The following is a 16,160-nucleotide window of genomic DNA, read 5'->3' on the forward strand; positions in this document are numbered from 1 at the left end:
GCACGCATTGCGCACCGCCGGTTGCAATGGCGGGGGAGCCTAACCGCAAAAGCGCCCCGCGCAAGCCCGTTGCGCGATCGGGCGGTGTATCGCTGGCCGACAATCAACGCGCCAGCATTGGCCCCAGGGGTTTGCCCGCGAAGATGTGGACGTGGAGGTGCGCGACTTCCTGATGACTGTCCGGCCCGGTATTGGCGAGCAGGCGATAGCCCGGCTCGACCAGCCCCGCCTCGCGCGCGACACGGCCCACGGCGCGCGCGAATCCGGCGATCTCCGCGTCGCTCGCGCGCGCGCTGAAATCGTCCCACGAGACATAGGCGCCCTTGGGGATCACCAGGATATGCGTTGGTGCCTGTGGGTTGATGTCGTGAAAGGCGAAGGCGACATCGTCCTCATAAATCTTCTTCGAGGGGATTTCGCCGCGCAGGATCTTGGCGAAGACGTTCTGATCGTCATAGGGTTGCGTGGCGTCGACAGCCATGAAGTCACTCCTTGCGCTGGCGTTTTTCCTCGAGCCCCGACAAGCCTTCGCGCCGCGCGAGCTCGGCGCGGACGTCGTCGAGCGACAGCCCGGCGTCGGCCAACAGCACCATCAGATGGAAGACGAGATCGGCCGCTTCCGGCACGATCGCGGCATCGTCGCCCGAGCAGGAAGCGATCACCGTTTCGACCGCTTCCTCGCCGAGCTTCTGCGCGATCTTGGCGCGGCCCCTGGCAAACAGCCGGGCGACATAGGAGGCGTCGGGATCACCGCCCCGGCGCGAGCGGATCAGCGCTTCGAGCGCGTCGAGCTGGTCGGAAGCCATGGGCCAAGCTGCTTAGGGTCGGGACTCGTTACTGGCAATGGCCGACCGCGCTGCGGCGGGCCGATTGTGGCGCAGGGGCGGCGGCGTTAGTCCTCGCGGCGCTTTTGCGCACGACGGATCATCGCCCGGCGCGCAAGCCACACACCGATCGCGGCCATCACGAACAGCGCGATATCCGATGCCGCCGGCCCGGTGCGGACCTTGGCGACGCCCGAATGCGCGGCGGGATCGTCGGCGAGCGCCGGGGCAGCGAGCAGGGCGAGGAGGAGGAGCGCGCGCATGAGAACGGCTTAGCGGAAGCGGGTTAACGACAGCCTTCGTCAACGCTTACTTGTTTCAGCGCCCGCGGAGCGACAGACGCCGCGTGCGATCGGCCATCCCGAAGCGCGTTCAGCATGACGAGGGTACGGCAATCGGCTTTCTAACCGAGATACCCGCCGCGGCCAGTGCCCGATGCGCGTCGGCGATGCTCGCTTCGCCGAAATGGAAGATCGAGGCGGCGAGCACGGCGGAGGCATGGCCGTCGCGGATGCCGGCAACGAGGTCGCCCAAGCCGCCGACGCCGCCCGAGGCGACCACCGGCACCGCCACCTGGTCGGCGATCGTGCGGATCAGCTCGAGGTCGTAGCCGCCGCGGGTGCCGTCGCGGTCCATCGAGGTGACGAGCAATTCGCCCGCGCCGAGCTCGGCGAGCCGCAGTGCATGGCCCACTGCATCGATGCCGGTTTCGCGGCGGCCGCCATGGGTGAACACCTCCCAACGGCGGTCGCCGACGCGGCGCGCGTCGACCGAGGCTACGCAGCATTGGCTGCCGAACCGCTCGGCGATCTCGGCGACCAGCTCGGGCCGCGCGACGGCGGCGGAATTGACCGCAACCTTGTCGGCACCGGCGAGCAGCAGCGCGCGCGCGTCCTCGGCTGTCCGCACGCCGCCGCCGACGGTCAGCGGCATGAAGCAGACTTCGGCGGTGCGTCGGACCACGTCGATCAGCGTGCCGCGCGCCTCGTGGCTGGCGGTGATATCGAGGAAGCACAGTTCGTCGGCCCCCGCCGCGTCATAGGCGCGCGCTTGCTCGACCGGATCGCCGGCGTCCTTCAGATCGACGAAATTGACGCCCTTGACGACGCGGCCGTTGGCAACGTCGAGACAGGGGATGACGCGGGCACGGACGCTCACGCTGCCCTCGCCACGCTGAGCGCCGCGGCGAGATCGAGGCGGCCGTCGTAGAGCGCGCGGCCGGTGATGACGCCTTCGATGCCATCCTGCGCGTGGAGCGCGAGCAGGTGGATGTCCGAAATCCCGGCAACGCCGCCGCTCGCGATCACCGGCAGGTCGGTGGCGCGAGCGAGATCGACGGTCGCGTCGATATTGACGCCCTTGAGCAATCCGTCGCGGCCGACATCGGTGAACAGCAGCGATGCGACGCCGGCGTCCTCGAAGCGGCGCGCCATGTCGACCACCGATACGTCCGATACATCGGCCCAGCCCTCGGTCGCGACCATGCCGTCACGCGCGTCGACCGCGACGACGATGCCGCCGGGAAAATCCCTCGCGGCGGCGTGGACCAGATCGGGGTCTTTCAAGGCGGCGGTACCGATCACGACGCGCGCGACGCCGAGATCGAACCAGCGCTCGATCGCCTCGCGGCTGCGGATGCCGCCGCCCAGTTGGACGTAGCCGGGGAAGGCCTCGACGATGCGGCCGACCACCTCGCCATTGACCGATCCGCCCGCGAAGGCGCCGTCGAGATCGACGACGTGGAGATGCTCCGCCCCGGCGTCGGCGAAGGCGAGCGCCTGCGAGGCGGGATCGTCGCCGTAGATCGTCGCACGGTCCATGTCGCCCTCGGCGAGGCGGACGACCTTGCCCTGCTTCAGATCGATCGCGGGGAAGACGATCAGGGGCGCCATGCGAGAAACCTTTCGAGCAGCGCGATGCCGTAGCGCTGGCTCTTTTCGGGGTGGAATTGCACGCCGAGCATGTTGTCGCGGCCGATCGCGGCGGTAACCGGGCCGGCATGGTTGGTGGTCGCGAGCACGGCGTCGCCGGTGAAGGCGTAGCTGTGCAGGAAATAGGCCTCGCCGGGTTCGATCAACGGATGCGGCGCGGTCGGTGTGACGTCGTTCCAGCCCATGTGCGGCACCTTGGCGGCGGGCGAGGTCGGCGTCAGCTGGCGCACCGTGCCGGGAATCCAGCCGAGGCCCTGGTGAATGCCGAGCTCCTCGCCGGTTTCCGCCATCAACTGCATGCCGACGCAGATGCCGAGGAACGGCACGCCATCGCCACGAACGCGCCGCTCGATCGCCTCGACCATGCCCGGCACGGCGCGCAACGCCCCGGCGCACGCGCCGAACGCGCCGACGCCGGGGAGCACGATCCGATCCGCCGTCGCGAGGACATCGGGATCGGCGGTGATCGCGAGATCGCTGGCGCCTGCCGCCTGCAGCGCGTTGGCGACCGAGTGAAGATTGCCCGCGCCATAATCGATCAGCGCGATCGTCATGTCAGCAGGTCGTTAATCGCCGGCGCCGCGAAGCTGACGCTGAACGGCACAACCTCGAAACTGGCGACGCCGCTGGTGACGAACGGATCGCTCCGCGCGACCTCGGTCACCGCGTCGGCTTCGCCGCGCGCCAGGATCACTCCGCCGGTGCGCGGCGTGCGGCGACCCGCGACCAGGAATACGCCCTCGTCGAAGCCGACCTCCAGCCAGTCGATATGCGCCTTCAACTGCGCGTCGACATCGGCGAGCGGCGCGACATAGGTCAACAGGATCAGGCAGAGCGGGCCCTCGCTGCGATAGCCCGCCACGGTTACAGCGTCCCCTTGGTCGAGGGGATCGCATCGGCCTTGCGCGGATCGATCTCGACTGCGGTGCGCAACGCGCGCGCCAGCCCCTTGAACGCCGATTCGGCGATATGGTGGTTGTTCTGCCCGTACAGCGTCTCGATGTGCAGCGTGACGCCGGCGGTCTGCGCGAAGCTGTGGAAGAAATGCTCGAACATTTCGGTGTCCATCTCGCCGAGGCGCTTCTGCGAGAATTCGGTCTTCCAGACGAGGAACGGCCGCCCCGAAATGTCGATCGCGACGCGGGTCAGCGTTTCGTCCATCGGGCTCAGCGCTTCGGCATAGCGGTGGATGCCGCGCTTTTCGCCCAGCGCCTGGGCGATCGCCTCGCCGATCGCAAGCCCGGTATCCTCGACCGTATGATGCTGATCGATATGCAGATCGCCCTCGGTCCGGACGGCGAGATCGATCAGCGAATGCCGCGAGAGCTGTTCGAGCATGTGATCGAAGAAGCCGATTCCGGTCGACACCTCATAGACGCCGGTGCCGTCCAGATTGACGGTGACGTCGATCTTCGTTTCGCTGGTGTTGCGGGCGATCGTGGCGGTGCGCATGCCCGCCCCCATAGCGCCTCTGCCGCACCATGCAATCTTGACCGACCGCCAAACTGCGTTAGGCAAGGGGCCATGAGCGATGGTCTGCCCGACAGCCTGATCCCCTATGACGAAATCGTCCAGGAGGCGTTGCGTGCCGTGGTCGGCCGCGTGCTCGGCCAGGTCGCAGCCGAAGGGCTGCCCGGCGAGCATCATTTCTACATCACCTTCAAGACCCAGGCGCCGGGGGTCGATATCCCGCAGCGGCTGATCGAACGCTTCCCCGACGAGATGACGATCGTGCTGCAGAACCGCTTCTGGGATCTGATCGTCGACGAGGAGCGCTTCTCGGTCGGCCTCAGCTTCAATCAGGTGCCGTCGAAGCTGGTCATTCCCTATGCGGCGATCACCGGCTTTCACGATCCCGCGGTCAATTTCGAGCTGCGCTTCCAGGTGCAGGACGCCGAGCCGCCCGAGCCGCATGACGATGCCGAGAATGACGGCCCCGTCGCCGAGCCGATCGAGGACGGCTCGAACGTCGTCTCGGTGGACTTCAAACGAAAAAAATAGCCGTTGTGTCGTCATCCCGGACTTGTTCCGGGGTCCACCGTTCCGCATAGGCAGCGGCCGATGAGCTTGTTGCCTGGCGAAGGCCGGAACGAGCCCGGCATGACGGAGGCTTTGTGAGCACGAACACCCGCACCGAAACCGATTCGATCGGCGCCATCGAGGTGCCTGCCGACGCCTATTGGGGCGCCCAGACGCAACGCTCGATCGAGAATTTCCCGTTTGAGCCTCAAGAGCGCATGCCGATCGACATCGTCCATGCCCAGGCGATCGTGAAGCAGGCGGCGGCGCGGGTGAACCGCAAGCACGGGCTCGATGCCAAGATCGCCGACGCGATCGAGGTGGCGGCGCAGGAAATCATCGACGGCAAGCTCGACGATCAGTTCCCGCTCGTCATCTGGCAGACGGGCTCGGGCACCCAGACCAACATGAACGTCAACGAGGTGATCGCCGGCCGCGCCAATGAGATGCTCGCCGGCACGCGCGGCGGCAAGTCGCCCGTGCATCCCAATGATCACGTCAACATGAGCCAATCGTCGAACGATTCGTTCCCCACCGCGCTCCACGTTGCCGCCGCGCGCGCGACGCGTGACGCGCTGGTCCCCGCGCTCGATCGGCTCGAAGGCGCGCTCGAAAAGAAGGCGCGCGACTGGGACCATATCGTCAAGATCGGCCGCACCCATACGCAGGACGCGACGCCGCTGACGCTCGGGCAGGAATTCTCCGGCTATGCCGCACAGCTCATCAGCTGCAAGGCGCGGATCGACGGTGCGCTTAACGGCAACCTCAAGAAGCTGGCGATCGGCGGCACCGCGGTCGGCACCGGCTTGAACGCGCCCAAGGGTTGGGCCGAGGACATGGCGGCGGCGATCTCCGACATCGCCGGGATCGATTTCGAGCCGGCGCCGAACAAGTTCGAGCAGCTCGCAGCGAAGGACGGGCTGGTGTTCTTCTCCGGCGCGCTCAACACACTGGCAGTGGCGCTGAACAAGATCGCCAACGACATCCGCTTCCTTGGCTCGGGCCCACGCTCGGGGCTCGGCGAGCTGTCGCTGCCCGCCAACGAGCCGGGCAGTTCGATCATGCCGGGCAAGGTCAATCCCACGCAGTGCGAATCGCTGACGATGGTCGCCGCCCAAGTGATGGGCAACAACCAGGCGGTGACGATCGGTGGTGCGCAGGGGCATTTCGAGCTGAACGTGTTCATGCCGCTGATCGGCGCCAACGTGATCCGCTCGATCCAGTTGCTCAGCACCGGCATGACCAACTTCGCCGAACGCTGCGTCGATGGGATCGAGGCGAACGAGGAACGGATCAAGGAACTGGTCGGCCGCTCGCTGATGCTGGTCACCGCGCTCGCGCCTGAGATCGGCTATGACAACGCCGCCAAGATCGCCAAGCATGCACACCAGAAGGGGCAAACGCTCAAGGAAGCCGGACTCGAGCTCGGGCTGGTCGACGAAGCGACCTTCGACCGCGTCGTGCGGCCCGAGACGATGATCGGGCGGTAGCTCGAAGCGGGGAACTGCCTCTGCTCACCGCCGTTCTCCTTACAAACAATGGGATCATGTTATGAGTGCAACCACCATCGGCGCCGTGGTCGGCGCGGCGATCGACTCGATGAGCGGCGATGATGGCGAGGTCGACGGCGCGATCATCGGCGCGGTTACCGCCAACGTCCTGAAAATCGCTCTCCCCGTAGCGGCTACCTGGGCGGTCGGCTGGCTCGTCCTGCGCGGTGCGGGGGCGGCATGGGACAAGGTGAGGGGGGACGATACGGCGGCGGACTAACCGGCGGTTTGCCAGGCGCGGATCGCCGCGCTCGGCGCGATCAGCATCAACACGTTGAGCGTCAGGTTGTCGCGGATCGCCCATAGCGTGAACAGTTCGAGGACAATCCCGATCGCCACCGTCGCCCACCAGGGCAGCGCGCGGGCGAGGAAGAACCCGATCACCATGCAGCCGATATCGGACATCGAGTTGAGCACGCTATCGCCGGCATAGCCGTACGCCATCGTCACCGCGCGGTAGCGATCGATGATGACCGGCGAATTCTCCAGCACCTCCCACGCCGATTCGATCACTACCGCGACGAACAACTGCGCCCCCAGCGGCGCGCGGCGCAGCGCCAGCCAGGTCGCGCCGTAAAACAGGAAGCCGTGGATGACGTGGCTGAAACTGTACCAGTCGGTGAGCTGCTGGCTGTTCTCGTTCGACTGCACGACCCCGTGCCACAAGGCGAAATGCCCGCACGGGCAAAACGGCGATCGGCCCATCGCCAGTTCTGCGATCGCCGCGACCGCCGCCACCGCGAGCGCCGCCAGAACCCAGCTTTTCCCCCGCGCCATCCTGTCCCCCGCTTGACGCCTCGGCTCGCTATGGTCACTAGCGGGCATGGCCGCACCGATCCAGCACGACCCGCACGGTTTCAAACGTCGCGGCGTCCTGTTCGTCCTCTCCTCGCCCTCGGGCGCCGGCAAATCGACCATCGCGCGCAAGCTGCTCGCCAGCGAGCCCGAATTGTCGATGTCGGTTTCCTACACCACGCGCCCGCCGCGCGAGGGTGAAGTCGACGGCAAGGACTATCATTTCGTCGATCTCGAGAAATTCCGCGAGATGGTGTCGAACCACGAATTCCTCGAATGGGCGCACGTTTTCGGCCAGCGGTACGGCACGCCCAAGAACGATGTCTTTCACGTCCTGTCCGAAGGGCGCGATATCCTGTTCGACATCGACTGGCAGGGCGCGCAGCAGCTCTATCAGCTCGCCGGCGGCGACGTGGTGCGCGTGTTCGTGCTGCCGCCGTCGATGGCCGAACTGCGCCAGCGGCTCGAACGCCGCGCGACCGATTCGCAGGAGATCATCGACGCTCGCATGGCGCGCGCGGAGGCCGAGGTCAGCCATTGGGACGGCTATGATTACGTCCTGGTCAATGATGACGTCGAGGAATGTTTCGACTGCGTGAAGACGATCCTCGCCGCCGAGCGGCTCAAGCGATCGCGGCAGACCGGGATCATCGGTTTCATCCGCAAGCTGCGGACCTGACCGGGCAGACGGCGCGTCACGGATTTCGCCGAATTACGTTTGGCGCGAACGAACGGCCGGGTTCGGTAGTCGCTGCTTGGGCGCGGGCCCGCCAGACCTCAAATCACGCCGCCGCGCGGAGCTCCAGCCGGTCCCAGATCTCGACCAGCGCCTGGCAAAGCTCGCGCATCATCGTCTCGTCATGTGCCGGGCCCGGCGTGAAGCGCAGACGCTCGGTGCCGCGCGGCACGGTGGGGTAATTGATCGGCTGCACATAGACGCCGTATTCGGCGAGCAGGATGTCGCTGATCTTCTTGGCCTTGACCGGATCGCCGACCATCAGCGGCACGATATGCGTGGTCGAGTCCATCACCGGCAGGCCGGCCTCGCGCATCATGCGCTTGAGCGTCTCGGCAGCCTGCTGCTGCCCGTCGCGCTCGACCGACGACGCCTTGAGGTGCCTGACGCTGGCCAGCGCGCCGGCGACCAGAACCGGTGACAGCGAAGTGGTGAAGATGAAGCCCGGCGCGTAGCTGCGGATCACGTCGATCACCGTGCGATCGGCAGCGATATAGCCGCCCATCACGCCGAATGCCTTGCCCAGCGTGCCTTCGATCACGGTCAAGCGGTGCGCAACCTCGTCACGTTCCGAAATCCCGCCGCCGTGCGCGCCGTACATGCCGACCGCATGGACCTCGTCGAGATAGGTCAACGCGTTGTAGCGATCGGCAAGGTCGCAGATATCGGCGATCGGCGCGATGTCGCCGTCCATCGAATAGACGCTCTCGAACGCGATCAGCTTGGGCGCGTCGGCATCCTCGGCGGCGAGCAGTTCCTCGAGATGCGCGAGATCGTTGTGGCGGAAGATGCGCTTCTCGCACCCGGCATGGCGGATGCCGGCGATCATCGAGGCATGGTTCATCTCGTCCGAGAACACCACCATGCCGGGAAACAGCTTGGCTAGCGTCGACAGCGTCGCCTCGTTCGAGACATAGCCGCTGGTGAACAGCAATGCCGCTTCCTTGCCGTGGAGATCGGCAAGCTCGCCCTCGAGATCGATATGGTAATGCGTGTTGCCGCCGATATTGCGGGTGCCGCCCGATCCGGCGCCGACATCGTGCAGCGCCTCTTCCATCGCCGCGATCACGTCCGGATGCTGGCCCATCGCGAGATAGTCGTTCGAGCACCAGACGGTGATCGGCTTCGGCCCGTTATGCCCGGCGAAGCAGCGCGCATTGGGGAAGGCACCCTTGTTGCGCAGGATGTCGATGAAGACCCGGTAGCGTCCCTCGGCGTGGAGCCGGTCGATCGCTTGCGAGAAGACGCGGGAATAATTCACGCCGCGCGTCGCCATGCCGTCGCTGTCCATACCGGTTTCCCTATCGCCGTCAGCGCCCGATTTCCAGCGCTTTCCCGTGATTCGGGCGATAGGCCGAAAATCCTGCGATTGAATTGCTCTTGATCAAGACTCCGGGCCGGTCGGGATGGTATAGCGAGTCGGTCGCCGGCTTCGACATGGAGGCGAGTCCGGCGGGTAAGGGTGTTCCGTTTGGCGAGAAGGAGCACGTCATGGCCGATATCGACAGGCCGCCTGGGAATCGGGACTATTTCAGCTTGCGCGAGTCGCAGGAGCGGCGCCTTGCGGCAGGCGCCGGCGATTGCGCGGTACGATCGGTGCATCTGCGCATGGCCGATCGTTATGCCGCGCTCGTCCGCGAGGAGATGGTCCTCGCCGTTTCGGCGCGCGAGGCCGGCTGATCTAGAGCGACTCGATCGCGGTAAGGCCAAAACGCGATAGCGCCGGCGCGAGCGCGTCGGCAGCGGCGTCGCGCCGCGTGAAGACGGCAAGGCCATGCGGCCGTTCGGGCCAGCCCTGGCCCTCGGTCAGCGTCGCGATGCGTCGCGCGATCCCGGCGCTACCATCGACGAAGCGTACTGCGTGCGGCGCCACGGCGGCGAGGCGGTCGGCGACCAGTGGGAAGTGAGTGCAGGCATTGACGATCACGTCGAGCCGGTCGCCGCCCGGCTGATCGAACAACCCGGCCAGTACGGCGCGGTAGCAATCGTCAGCGGTCGGCTGGCCGTGCAGTTCCGCTTCGGCGAGGTCGACAAGCTCGGCCGAGCCGTGACGCAGCACCAGGCAATCGCCAGCGAATTCGGCGGCGAGGCGATCGACATAGGGCTGGCGAACGGTGGCGTCGGTGCCGAGCACGCCGATCACGCGCGTCTTGCTGATCAGCGCGGCGGGCTTGATCGCGGGCACGGTGCCGACGATCGGCAGATCGAGCGCGGCGCGCACCGCGGCCAGCGCGATCGTCGAGGCGGTGTTGCAGGCGATGACGATCAGGCGTGGATGGTATCGCTCGGCAAGCCGCCCGAGCAGTGCGGGCACGCGCGCGGCGATTTCCGCCTCGCTTTTGGTGCCATAGGGAAAGCCGGCCGAATCGGCGACATAGACATTGCTCGCCTGCGGCAACAGCCGGCGGGCCTCGGAAAGCACCGACAGGCCGCCGACACCCGAATCGAAGAACAGGATGGGGCGATCGTCGACGTCGGTCATGCGAGGCTCATCTAGCCCGCCTCAACACCTTCGTCATGCTGAACTTGTTTCAGCATCCAGGGTGCATCATTGCCGTTTCGTGCGGCGTTGGCGCTGCTCTATGAACCCCGAACCAAATTCAGGGTGGCGAAGCGCGTATGTCGGCAGATCGCGCCCAAAAACAAAGGGCCCGCGACGATGCCGCAGGCCCTTCGTGTCATCTGGTGATCGGGGCTCAGCCCTCGTAGTCGCCGCCGACATTGGTGTTGCGCGGCGGCGCGGCGGCGGTGAGGCGCAGCGCCTCGGCCGACGCGGCGAGGCTGCCGACCTCGTCGGGCGTATCCTCTTCGTCGATCTGCACCTTCTGCAGGCCGGTGACGAGCGCTTCCTCAAGATGCCTGGGACGCACCGTCTCCTCGGCGATCTCACGCAGCGCGACGACCGGATTTTTGTCGCGATCGCGATCGAGCGTCAGCTCGGCGCCGCCGGAAATCTGCCGCGCGCGCTGCGCGGCGAGCAGCACCAGATCGAACCGGTTGGGAACCTTGTCGACGCAATCCTCGACAGTAACGCGCGCCATGAAACGCTTCCTTCGCAAACGACGATGGGATGAAGAGCGTGTCACCTAAGGGCGGCGGCGCGCAGAGTCAAGGAAATCGGGGTTGCCCGGCGCCAAGCTGCCGGGCACAGCGACGCGATGGAAGCGCCCGCCGAACAGCCGATCTTCACCATCGACGGCAACCGACTGGCGCTGCTCGATACCGGGCCGCGGCGGCTCGCGGCGCTGATCGAGCTGATCGACGCCGCGCAACACTCGCTCCGGATCATCTATTATATCTACCGCGACGACGCATCGGGGCGTCGCGTCCGCGCGGCACTGCTTGCGGCGGCGAAGCGGGGCGTTCGTGTATCGCTGGTGGTCGATGCGTTCGGCAGCGACACCGTCTCTGACGAGCATTTCTTCGCGCCGCTTGAACAGGCTGGGGGGGCGGTCTGCCGGTTCGAGCCGCGCTTCGGCCGGCGCTATCTGCTGCGCAATCACCAGAAGCTGGCGCTGGCCGATGCCGAGGGCGAGGCGCCGCGTGCGATCATCGGCGGCTTCAACGTCGACGACGCCTATTTCGGCACGCCAGCCGATCAGGCGTGGCGCGATCTCGGATTGATCGTCGAGGGGCCTGCGGCGGCGCGGATTGCCGGCTATTTCGATGCCTTGTCAGCCTGGGTGCGTGGCCCCCGCTCGAAGATCCGCACGTTGCGCCGCTCGATCTACCGCTTCAGCGAAACCCGCGGTGCGCTTCGCTGGCTGATCGGCGGTCCGACCCGGCGGCTGTCGGCCTGGGCCAGGACGGTGCGCATCGATCTGCGCGACGCGATGCGCGCCGACATCATCGCCGCCTATTTCTGCCCGACCCCGGCGATGCTGCGTCGCTTCGACAGGACCGGCCGCCGGCGCGGCGCCCGCGTCAGGATCATCACCGCGGCGAAATCAGACAATAACGCGACGATCGCGGCTGCCCGCTTCACGTATGCCGGGCTGCTGCGCAAAGGCGTTGAAATCTACGAATATCAGCTCACCAAGCTGCATACCAAGCTCTACGTCGTCGACGACGCGGTGCACATCGGCTCGGCCAATTTCGATGTGCGCAGCCTGTTCCTCAACATGGAGGTCATGCTGAGGATCGAGGACAAGGCCTTCGCTGACCATGTCCGCGCTTATGTCCACGGCGAGATCGCCGACAGCGAACGGATCACCAAGGCGTGGTGGAAGCGCCACGCCGGGCCTTGGCAACGCATCAAGCAGGCGCTCGCCTATTTCGCCGTCGCGGTGCTCGACTACAACATCACCCGCCGGCTCAATTTCGGGCCGGACGGGGAGTAGCGAGAGCCTTCACATACTCACCTGCGGGGAGATCGGAACGCGATCACCCCAATCGCGCCGCAAGCGCCTTCTTCAGTTTCTGGTGGGCGGAAGCCTTGATCTGGCAGACGCGCGCGGCGCCGACGCCGAGGACGAGGCCGATCTCCTCGAGATTGAGCTCCTCGACATAATAGAGCTGGACGACCTGTGCTTCGCGCTCGGGCAGGCGGCCGATCGCGGCGACCAGTGCCTCGCGCAGATCAGACTCGGCGAGCTGCTCGAATGCGTCGGCCTCTTCGCTGGCGAACCACGGCTGGTCGTCGGAATAGACGTCGTCGATCGGCTCGAAGCGAACCGGCTCGGCGGTGGTATAATCGGCGCGCAGCTTTTCCACAGACACACCGAGATGACTGGCGACCGCCGCTTCCTCGGGCCCTCGGCCCTGGGCATCGGTGAGCGACGCCACCGCCTCGTTATACGCCTTGCGCCGGCGCATCGCGCCGCGGGTCAGCGTCGCCTGGCGCCGCAGCTCGTCGATCATCGCGCCGCGCACGCGGGTGAGGAGATATTGCTCGAAGCTGACTTGCCCACGATCCTCGAAGCTGCGCGACGCCTCGATCAGCGCGACGAGCCCGATCTGGATGAGATCCTCGACCTCGACCGCCGACGACATGCTGCCATGGACATGCCAGGCAACGCGGCGGACCAGCGGCAGATGCTTCTTCGCCAGCGCCTCGACCTCGCCGGGCGTGTGCCCGTCGCGGCCATAGACCAGCGGCGCCTCGCCCAGCGGGGCGGGGGTGCGAGCGGCGAAGCTCGCTTTGTAATTGGGCATCGCGTTCATGCGGGGATCGCCTCGGGGGCGCCGATCACGGCGACGACTTCGACGGCCTTGTCCTCGGGCACTTCGAAGAAGCTCATGACGGGCGTATCGGGAAGAACGGTTTTTACCAGCTTGCGGATAGCGACGCGGATCGCCGGCTGGACGACCAGCGCGAACGGCTTGCCCTCGGCGATCAGCGGCTGCGCGGCGCGTTGCAGCGCATCGACGATGCGGCGGCCGAGATCGGGCTCGATCGTGTTGCGCTTCGACGGATCGCCGCGCACGGCCTGGCCGAGCAGGCCTTCGAGCCCGCCTTCCAGCGTCATCACGCGCAGCGGATCGCGCACGCCGCACAGCTTCTCGATGATCAACGGGCCGAGCTCGGGACGGATCAGTTCGACGATCTCGTCGGCGTCCAGCGTCTTTTGCGCGGCAACGGCGATCGCGCTGGCGATGCGGCGAAATTCCCTGAGCTGAATGCCCTCGGCAAGCAGGCTCCTGAGCACCTGGGTCAGCGTGGTCAGCGGCAGCGGATTGGGCGACAGGGCAGCGACAAGCTGACCGGCGCGCTCCTTGAGGCCGTCGAGCAGCTTCTGCACCTCGTCGGGGCCGAGCAATTCCGGCGAATGCGCGCCGAGCGCGTGATTGAGGTGCGTCGCGATAACGGTGCCGGGATCGACCACCAGAAAGCCTTGTCCAGTCGCCGCATCGGCGTCGCCGGGGCGGATCCAGGTCGCGTCGAGCCCGAAGGTCGGGTCCTTGACGGTCTTGCCCTTCAGCGCACCGACCGCCTGGCCGGTATCGAGCGCAAGCATCTCGTCGGGCGATACCGAATCCTCGCCCATCGTGACGCCGCCGACGACGACGCGATAGGTATAGGGCGGCAGGTTGATGTCGTCGCGCACGCGCACCTGCGGCACGACGAAGCCCAGTTCCTTGGAAAGCTGGCGGCGCACCCCGGTGATGCGGCCCATCAGCGGCGCGCCCTTGCGCTCGTCGACCAGCGGCACGAGGCCGTAACCGATATCGAGATTGATCTGCATCGCATCGGTCACCTCGTCCCAGCCGATTCGTGACAGATCGGCGGTTTCGGCAGGTTCGGCGACGGCCGGCGCGGGGCGCTTGGCCTTTTGATGCAGGCGGTAGGCGGCATAGCCGGCGGCGGCAGCGGCGGGCAGGATGACGAGGTGCGGCATGCCGGGCATCACACCAAGCAGGGCGAGGATCGCGGCGACCGGTGCCCAGGTCTTCACCGATCCAAACTGGCTGCCGATCTGGCCGGCGAGATCGTGGCTGGAGGTAACGCGGGTGACGATGGCGGCCGCGGCGATCGACAGCATCAGCGATGGAAGCTGCGCGACCAGCGCGTCGCCGATCGCCAGCAGCACGTAATCGTGCGCGGCGTCGCTGAGCGACAGGCCGTGGCTGACCGGGCCGAGGATCAGGCCGCCGATGATATTGGCGGCGAGGATCAGTAGGCCGGCGATCGCGTCGCCCTTCACGAATTTCGACGAACCGTCCATCGAGCCGTAGAAATCGGCCTCGGTGGCGACCTCGACGCGGCGCGCCTTGGCCTCTTCGGGCGTGATGAGACCGGCGTTGAGATCGGCGTCGATCGCCATCTGCTTGCCGGGCAAGGCGTCGAGCGTGAAGCGCGCGGAAACCTCGGAGACGCGGCCGGCGCCCTTGGTGACGACGATCAGGTTGATGATGACGATGATCGCGAAGACGAAGATGCCGACGACATAATCGCCGCCGATCAGGAAGCTGCCGAACGCCTCGATCACGCGGCCCGCGGCGGCATCGCCTTCATGGCCGTGGCTCAGCACGACGCGCGTCGAGGCGACGTTGAGGCCGAGCCGGAATAGTGTCGCGAACAGGAGCACGGTCGGGAAAGCCGAGAAATCGAGCGGCTTCTGCGCGTTCAAGGCGACCATCAGCACCGCGAGGCTGATCGTGATGTTCATGATGAAGAACACGTCGAGCATCGCCGGCGGGATCGGCACGGCGAGCAGCACGACGAGCAGCAGGATCGCGACCGGCAGCGCGGCGCTGCGCAGCATCGGCGCGGCCTTGCCCTGGGGCGCGGAAAGCAACGTGGCGGGGGCAGTGGCCATAAGTCGGTCAGGCTCCGAGACTGGCGAGCATGAGATAGGCGAGCTTGGCGGTCGCCGGGGTCGGGCGGATCAGCGAGGAGGCATCGCTCGCCGCGGCGCGGGCGCCGCCGTTGAGCGCGGCAAGCGTGTTCTCGGCCCAGGTCGCGGCGCTCGATGCGCTTTCGCCGAGGCCGGGTATAACCGTCGAGCCGTCGGCCATTGCCAGCGCCTCGAGCGACGAGGCGGAATCGGTGGCGGCCTGCATCACCGTGCCGGCGGCGCCGGATACCGCCGAGGCGGCCGAGCCGAGCTTGTCGGCGAAATGCTGATAGATCGACGCCAGCGTGCGCGGCGCGCCATTGCCTTCATAGAAGACATTGCGGTTGGCGGCGGCAGCAGCAGGAAACAGTGCGGCGCCGCTTGCCGACGGGTTGGCGGCCATCGTCTTGAGGAAGCTGCGCGCGCCGCCCAGGCCCAGGAAATGCGCCATATAGAGATCGGTGCCGGTGGTGGCGCGGCCAAGCGAGCTCTGCAGCGCGTCCTGATTGTCCGAGGCATATTCGGCCGCCATCATCGAGGCGATCGCCGGATCGTTGCGCATCTGCAGGATCGCCTGCCTGGTCGCCGGATCGCTGACCGTCATGCGGCCGCTCGAACTCTGTTGGATCGCGTCGGCCGCCCAGCCGAGGCCATGCTGGGCGCCGTGCTTCTTGACCACCGAGAGCCAGGACTGATCGATGAACTGATAAAGGCCCGAGGCGCTCGAGGTGCGGGCATGCGCATTGGCGCGCAGCCCGCTTTCGACCTTGGCTTGGCCGAGCAGGTAATCGAAATCGACGCCCGTCGCTTGCGCGGCACGCTGGATCGCCGCGGTGACGCTGTTCGTCGCGCTGGTGATCGGATTGACGCTCATCGGCTGTTCGCGAAATGCCTCCTGTTACGGAAGGGCAGTTCAGCAAGAGCCGTGCCAATTCACCGACGGTGATCGCGCGCTAGTGAGAAAACCGTTCGGGCTGAGCTTGTCGAAGCCCGAGGAGCGCCTCAATCGCCCTTCGCGAACGGGAGGG

Annotated in this window: 21 protein-coding genes; 6 read left to right on the forward strand and 15 right to left on the reverse strand. The window is 66.6% G+C overall.

The features are described from left to right. Nucleotides 1-103: 103 nt before the first annotated feature. The 8 genes from K7G81_RS14080 to hisB all read right to left on the reverse strand — a co-directional run bounded on the left by K7G81_RS14080 (nucleotide 104) and on the right by hisB (nucleotide 4,207). Nucleotides 104-481 carry a histidine triad nucleotide-binding protein gene (locus K7G81_RS14080; RefSeq protein WP_223031451.1) on the reverse strand — a complete coding sequence of 126 codons (378 nt, stop codon included), beginning with the start codon at nucleotides 479-481 and terminating at the stop codon, nucleotides 104-106. A gap of 4 nt (nucleotides 482-485) precedes the next feature. Further along, the gene (locus K7G81_RS14085; RefSeq protein ID WP_223031452.1) at nucleotides 486-806 is read right to left on the reverse strand and encodes a phosphoribosyl-ATP diphosphatase; all 321 of its coding nucleotides are present in this window, start codon (nucleotides 804-806) and stop codon (nucleotides 486-488) included. An 86-nt stretch (nucleotides 807-892) separates the two neighbouring features. After that, the gene (locus tag K7G81_RS14090; protein ID WP_223031453.1) at nucleotides 893-1,087 is read right to left on the reverse strand and encodes a hypothetical protein; all 195 of its coding nucleotides are present in this window, start codon (nucleotides 1,085-1,087) and stop codon (nucleotides 893-895) included. A 109-nt stretch (nucleotides 1,088-1,196) separates the two neighbouring features. Then, complete coding sequence (gene hisF, locus K7G81_RS14095) at nucleotides 1,197-1,982, reverse strand: imidazole glycerol phosphate synthase subunit HisF (RefSeq protein ID WP_223031454.1); 786 nt, start codon at nucleotides 1,980-1,982, stop codon at nucleotides 1,197-1,199. Continuing rightward, nucleotides 1,979-2,716 (reverse strand): 1-(5-phosphoribosyl)-5-[(5-phosphoribosylamino)methylideneamino]imidazole-4-carboxamide isomerase, encoded by a 738-nt coding sequence (hisA, locus tag K7G81_RS14100; RefSeq protein WP_223031455.1) that lies wholly within the window; start codon nucleotides 2,714-2,716, stop codon nucleotides 1,979-1,981. The genes hisF and hisA overlap by 4 nt, the downstream gene beginning before the upstream one ends. Then, on the reverse strand, nucleotides 2,704-3,309 hold the full coding sequence (gene hisH, locus K7G81_RS14105; RefSeq protein WP_223031456.1) for an imidazole glycerol phosphate synthase subunit HisH: 606 nt from the start codon (nucleotides 3,307-3,309) through the stop codon (nucleotides 2,704-2,706). Before hisH ends, hisA begins: the two co-directional genes overlap by 13 nt. Then, complete coding sequence (locus K7G81_RS14110; RefSeq protein ID WP_223031457.1) at nucleotides 3,306-3,617, reverse strand: YciI family protein; 312 nt, start codon at nucleotides 3,615-3,617, stop codon at nucleotides 3,306-3,308. Before K7G81_RS14110 ends, hisH begins: the two co-directional genes overlap by 4 nt. 2 nt (nucleotides 3,618-3,619) lie before the next feature. After that, nucleotides 3,620-4,207 (reverse strand): imidazoleglycerol-phosphate dehydratase HisB, encoded by a 588-nt coding sequence (gene hisB / locus K7G81_RS14115; protein ID WP_223031458.1) that lies wholly within the window; start codon nucleotides 4,205-4,207, stop codon nucleotides 3,620-3,622. Between the two features lie 72 nt (nucleotides 4,208-4,279). Between hisB and K7G81_RS14120 the strand changes: the two genes are divergently transcribed. The 3 genes from K7G81_RS14120 (at nucleotide 4,280) to K7G81_RS14130 (ending at nucleotide 6,544) form a co-directional block, all read left to right on the forward strand. Beyond that, nucleotides 4,280-4,756, forward strand: a complete 477-nt coding sequence (locus tag K7G81_RS14120; protein WP_223031459.1) for an SspB family protein — start codon at nucleotides 4,280-4,282, stop codon at nucleotides 4,754-4,756. A gap of 113 nt (nucleotides 4,757-4,869) precedes the next feature. Continuing rightward, nucleotides 4,870-6,264 (forward strand): class II fumarate hydratase, encoded by a 1,395-nt coding sequence (fumC, locus tag K7G81_RS14125; RefSeq protein ID WP_223031460.1) that lies wholly within the window; start codon nucleotides 4,870-4,872, stop codon nucleotides 6,262-6,264. 61 nt (nucleotides 6,265-6,325) lie between these two features. Then, a complete protein-coding gene (locus K7G81_RS14130; RefSeq protein WP_223031461.1) occupies nucleotides 6,326-6,544 on the forward strand; it encodes a hypothetical protein in 219 nt (72 codons plus the stop codon). Here the strand turns inward: K7G81_RS14130 and K7G81_RS14135 are convergent. Beyond that, complete coding sequence (locus K7G81_RS14135; protein WP_223031462.1) at nucleotides 6,541-7,101, reverse strand: DUF2585 domain-containing protein; 561 nt, start codon at nucleotides 7,099-7,101, stop codon at nucleotides 6,541-6,543. The two genes, K7G81_RS14130 and K7G81_RS14135, sit on opposite strands and share 4 nt — an antisense overlap. 46 nt (nucleotides 7,102-7,147) lie before the next feature. Between K7G81_RS14135 and gmk the strand changes: the two genes are divergently transcribed. Then, the gene (gene gmk / locus K7G81_RS14140) at nucleotides 7,148-7,798 is read left to right on the forward strand and encodes a guanylate kinase (protein ID WP_223031463.1); all 651 of its coding nucleotides are present in this window, start codon (nucleotides 7,148-7,150) and stop codon (nucleotides 7,796-7,798) included. 103 nt (nucleotides 7,799-7,901) lie between these two features. On the opposite strand, the gene hemA is transcribed toward gmk, so the two are convergent. Next, nucleotides 7,902-9,116 carry a 5-aminolevulinate synthase gene (gene hemA / locus K7G81_RS14145; RefSeq protein WP_223031584.1) on the reverse strand — a complete coding sequence of 405 codons (1,215 nt, stop codon included), beginning with the start codon at nucleotides 9,114-9,116 and terminating at the stop codon, nucleotides 7,902-7,904. 119 nt (nucleotides 9,117-9,235) lie between these two features. On the opposite strand from hemA, the gene K7G81_RS14150 reads away from it, so the two are divergent. Further along, the gene (locus K7G81_RS14150; RefSeq protein WP_223031464.1) at nucleotides 9,236-9,535 is read left to right on the forward strand and encodes a hypothetical protein; all 300 of its coding nucleotides are present in this window, start codon (nucleotides 9,236-9,238) and stop codon (nucleotides 9,533-9,535) included. Between the two features lies 1 nt (nucleotide 9,536). Here K7G81_RS14150 and murI read toward each other — a convergent pair whose 3' ends face one another. Next, nucleotides 9,537-10,337, reverse strand: coding sequence for a glutamate racemase (gene murI, locus K7G81_RS14155; protein ID WP_223031465.1), 801 nt, complete (start codon nucleotides 10,335-10,337; stop codon nucleotides 9,537-9,539). Nucleotides 10,338-10,551: 214 nt separating this feature from the next. Further along, a complete protein-coding gene (gene rpoZ / locus K7G81_RS14160; protein WP_223031466.1) occupies nucleotides 10,552-10,896 on the reverse strand; it encodes a DNA-directed RNA polymerase subunit omega in 345 nt (114 codons plus the stop codon). A 117-nt stretch (nucleotides 10,897-11,013) separates the two neighbouring features. On the opposite strand from rpoZ, the gene K7G81_RS14165 reads away from it, so the two are divergent. Further along, the gene (locus K7G81_RS14165) at nucleotides 11,014-12,195 is read left to right on the forward strand and encodes a phospholipase D-like domain-containing protein (RefSeq protein ID WP_223031467.1); all 1,182 of its coding nucleotides are present in this window, start codon (nucleotides 11,014-11,016) and stop codon (nucleotides 12,193-12,195) included. 43 nt (nucleotides 12,196-12,238) lie between these two features. Here the strand turns inward: K7G81_RS14165 and fliA are convergent, their stop codons facing one another. The 3 genes from fliA to K7G81_RS14180 are packed head-to-tail and all read right to left on the reverse strand — an operon-like array spanning nucleotide 12,239 to nucleotide 16,006. After that, a complete protein-coding gene (gene fliA / locus K7G81_RS14170) occupies nucleotides 12,239-13,018 on the reverse strand; it encodes an RNA polymerase sigma factor FliA (RefSeq protein WP_223031468.1) in 780 nt (259 codons plus the stop codon). Then, on the reverse strand, nucleotides 13,015-15,114 hold the full coding sequence (gene flhA, locus K7G81_RS14175; protein ID WP_223031469.1) for a flagellar biosynthesis protein FlhA: 2,100 nt from the start codon (nucleotides 15,112-15,114) through the stop codon (nucleotides 13,015-13,017). The genes fliA and flhA overlap by 4 nt, the downstream gene beginning before the upstream one ends. Nucleotides 15,115-15,121: 7 nt before the next feature. Continuing rightward, entirely contained in the window at nucleotides 15,122-16,006 is an 885-nt protein-coding gene (locus tag K7G81_RS14180; protein WP_223031470.1) for a lytic transglycosylase domain-containing protein, read from the reverse strand. Between the last annotated feature and the right edge of the window lie 154 nt (nucleotides 16,007-16,160).

This window comes from Hephaestia mangrovi (assembly GCF_019880555.1).
GTDB classification, from domain to species: Bacteria; Pseudomonadota; Alphaproteobacteria; order Sphingomonadales; family Sphingomonadaceae; genus Sphingomonas; species Sphingomonas mangrovi.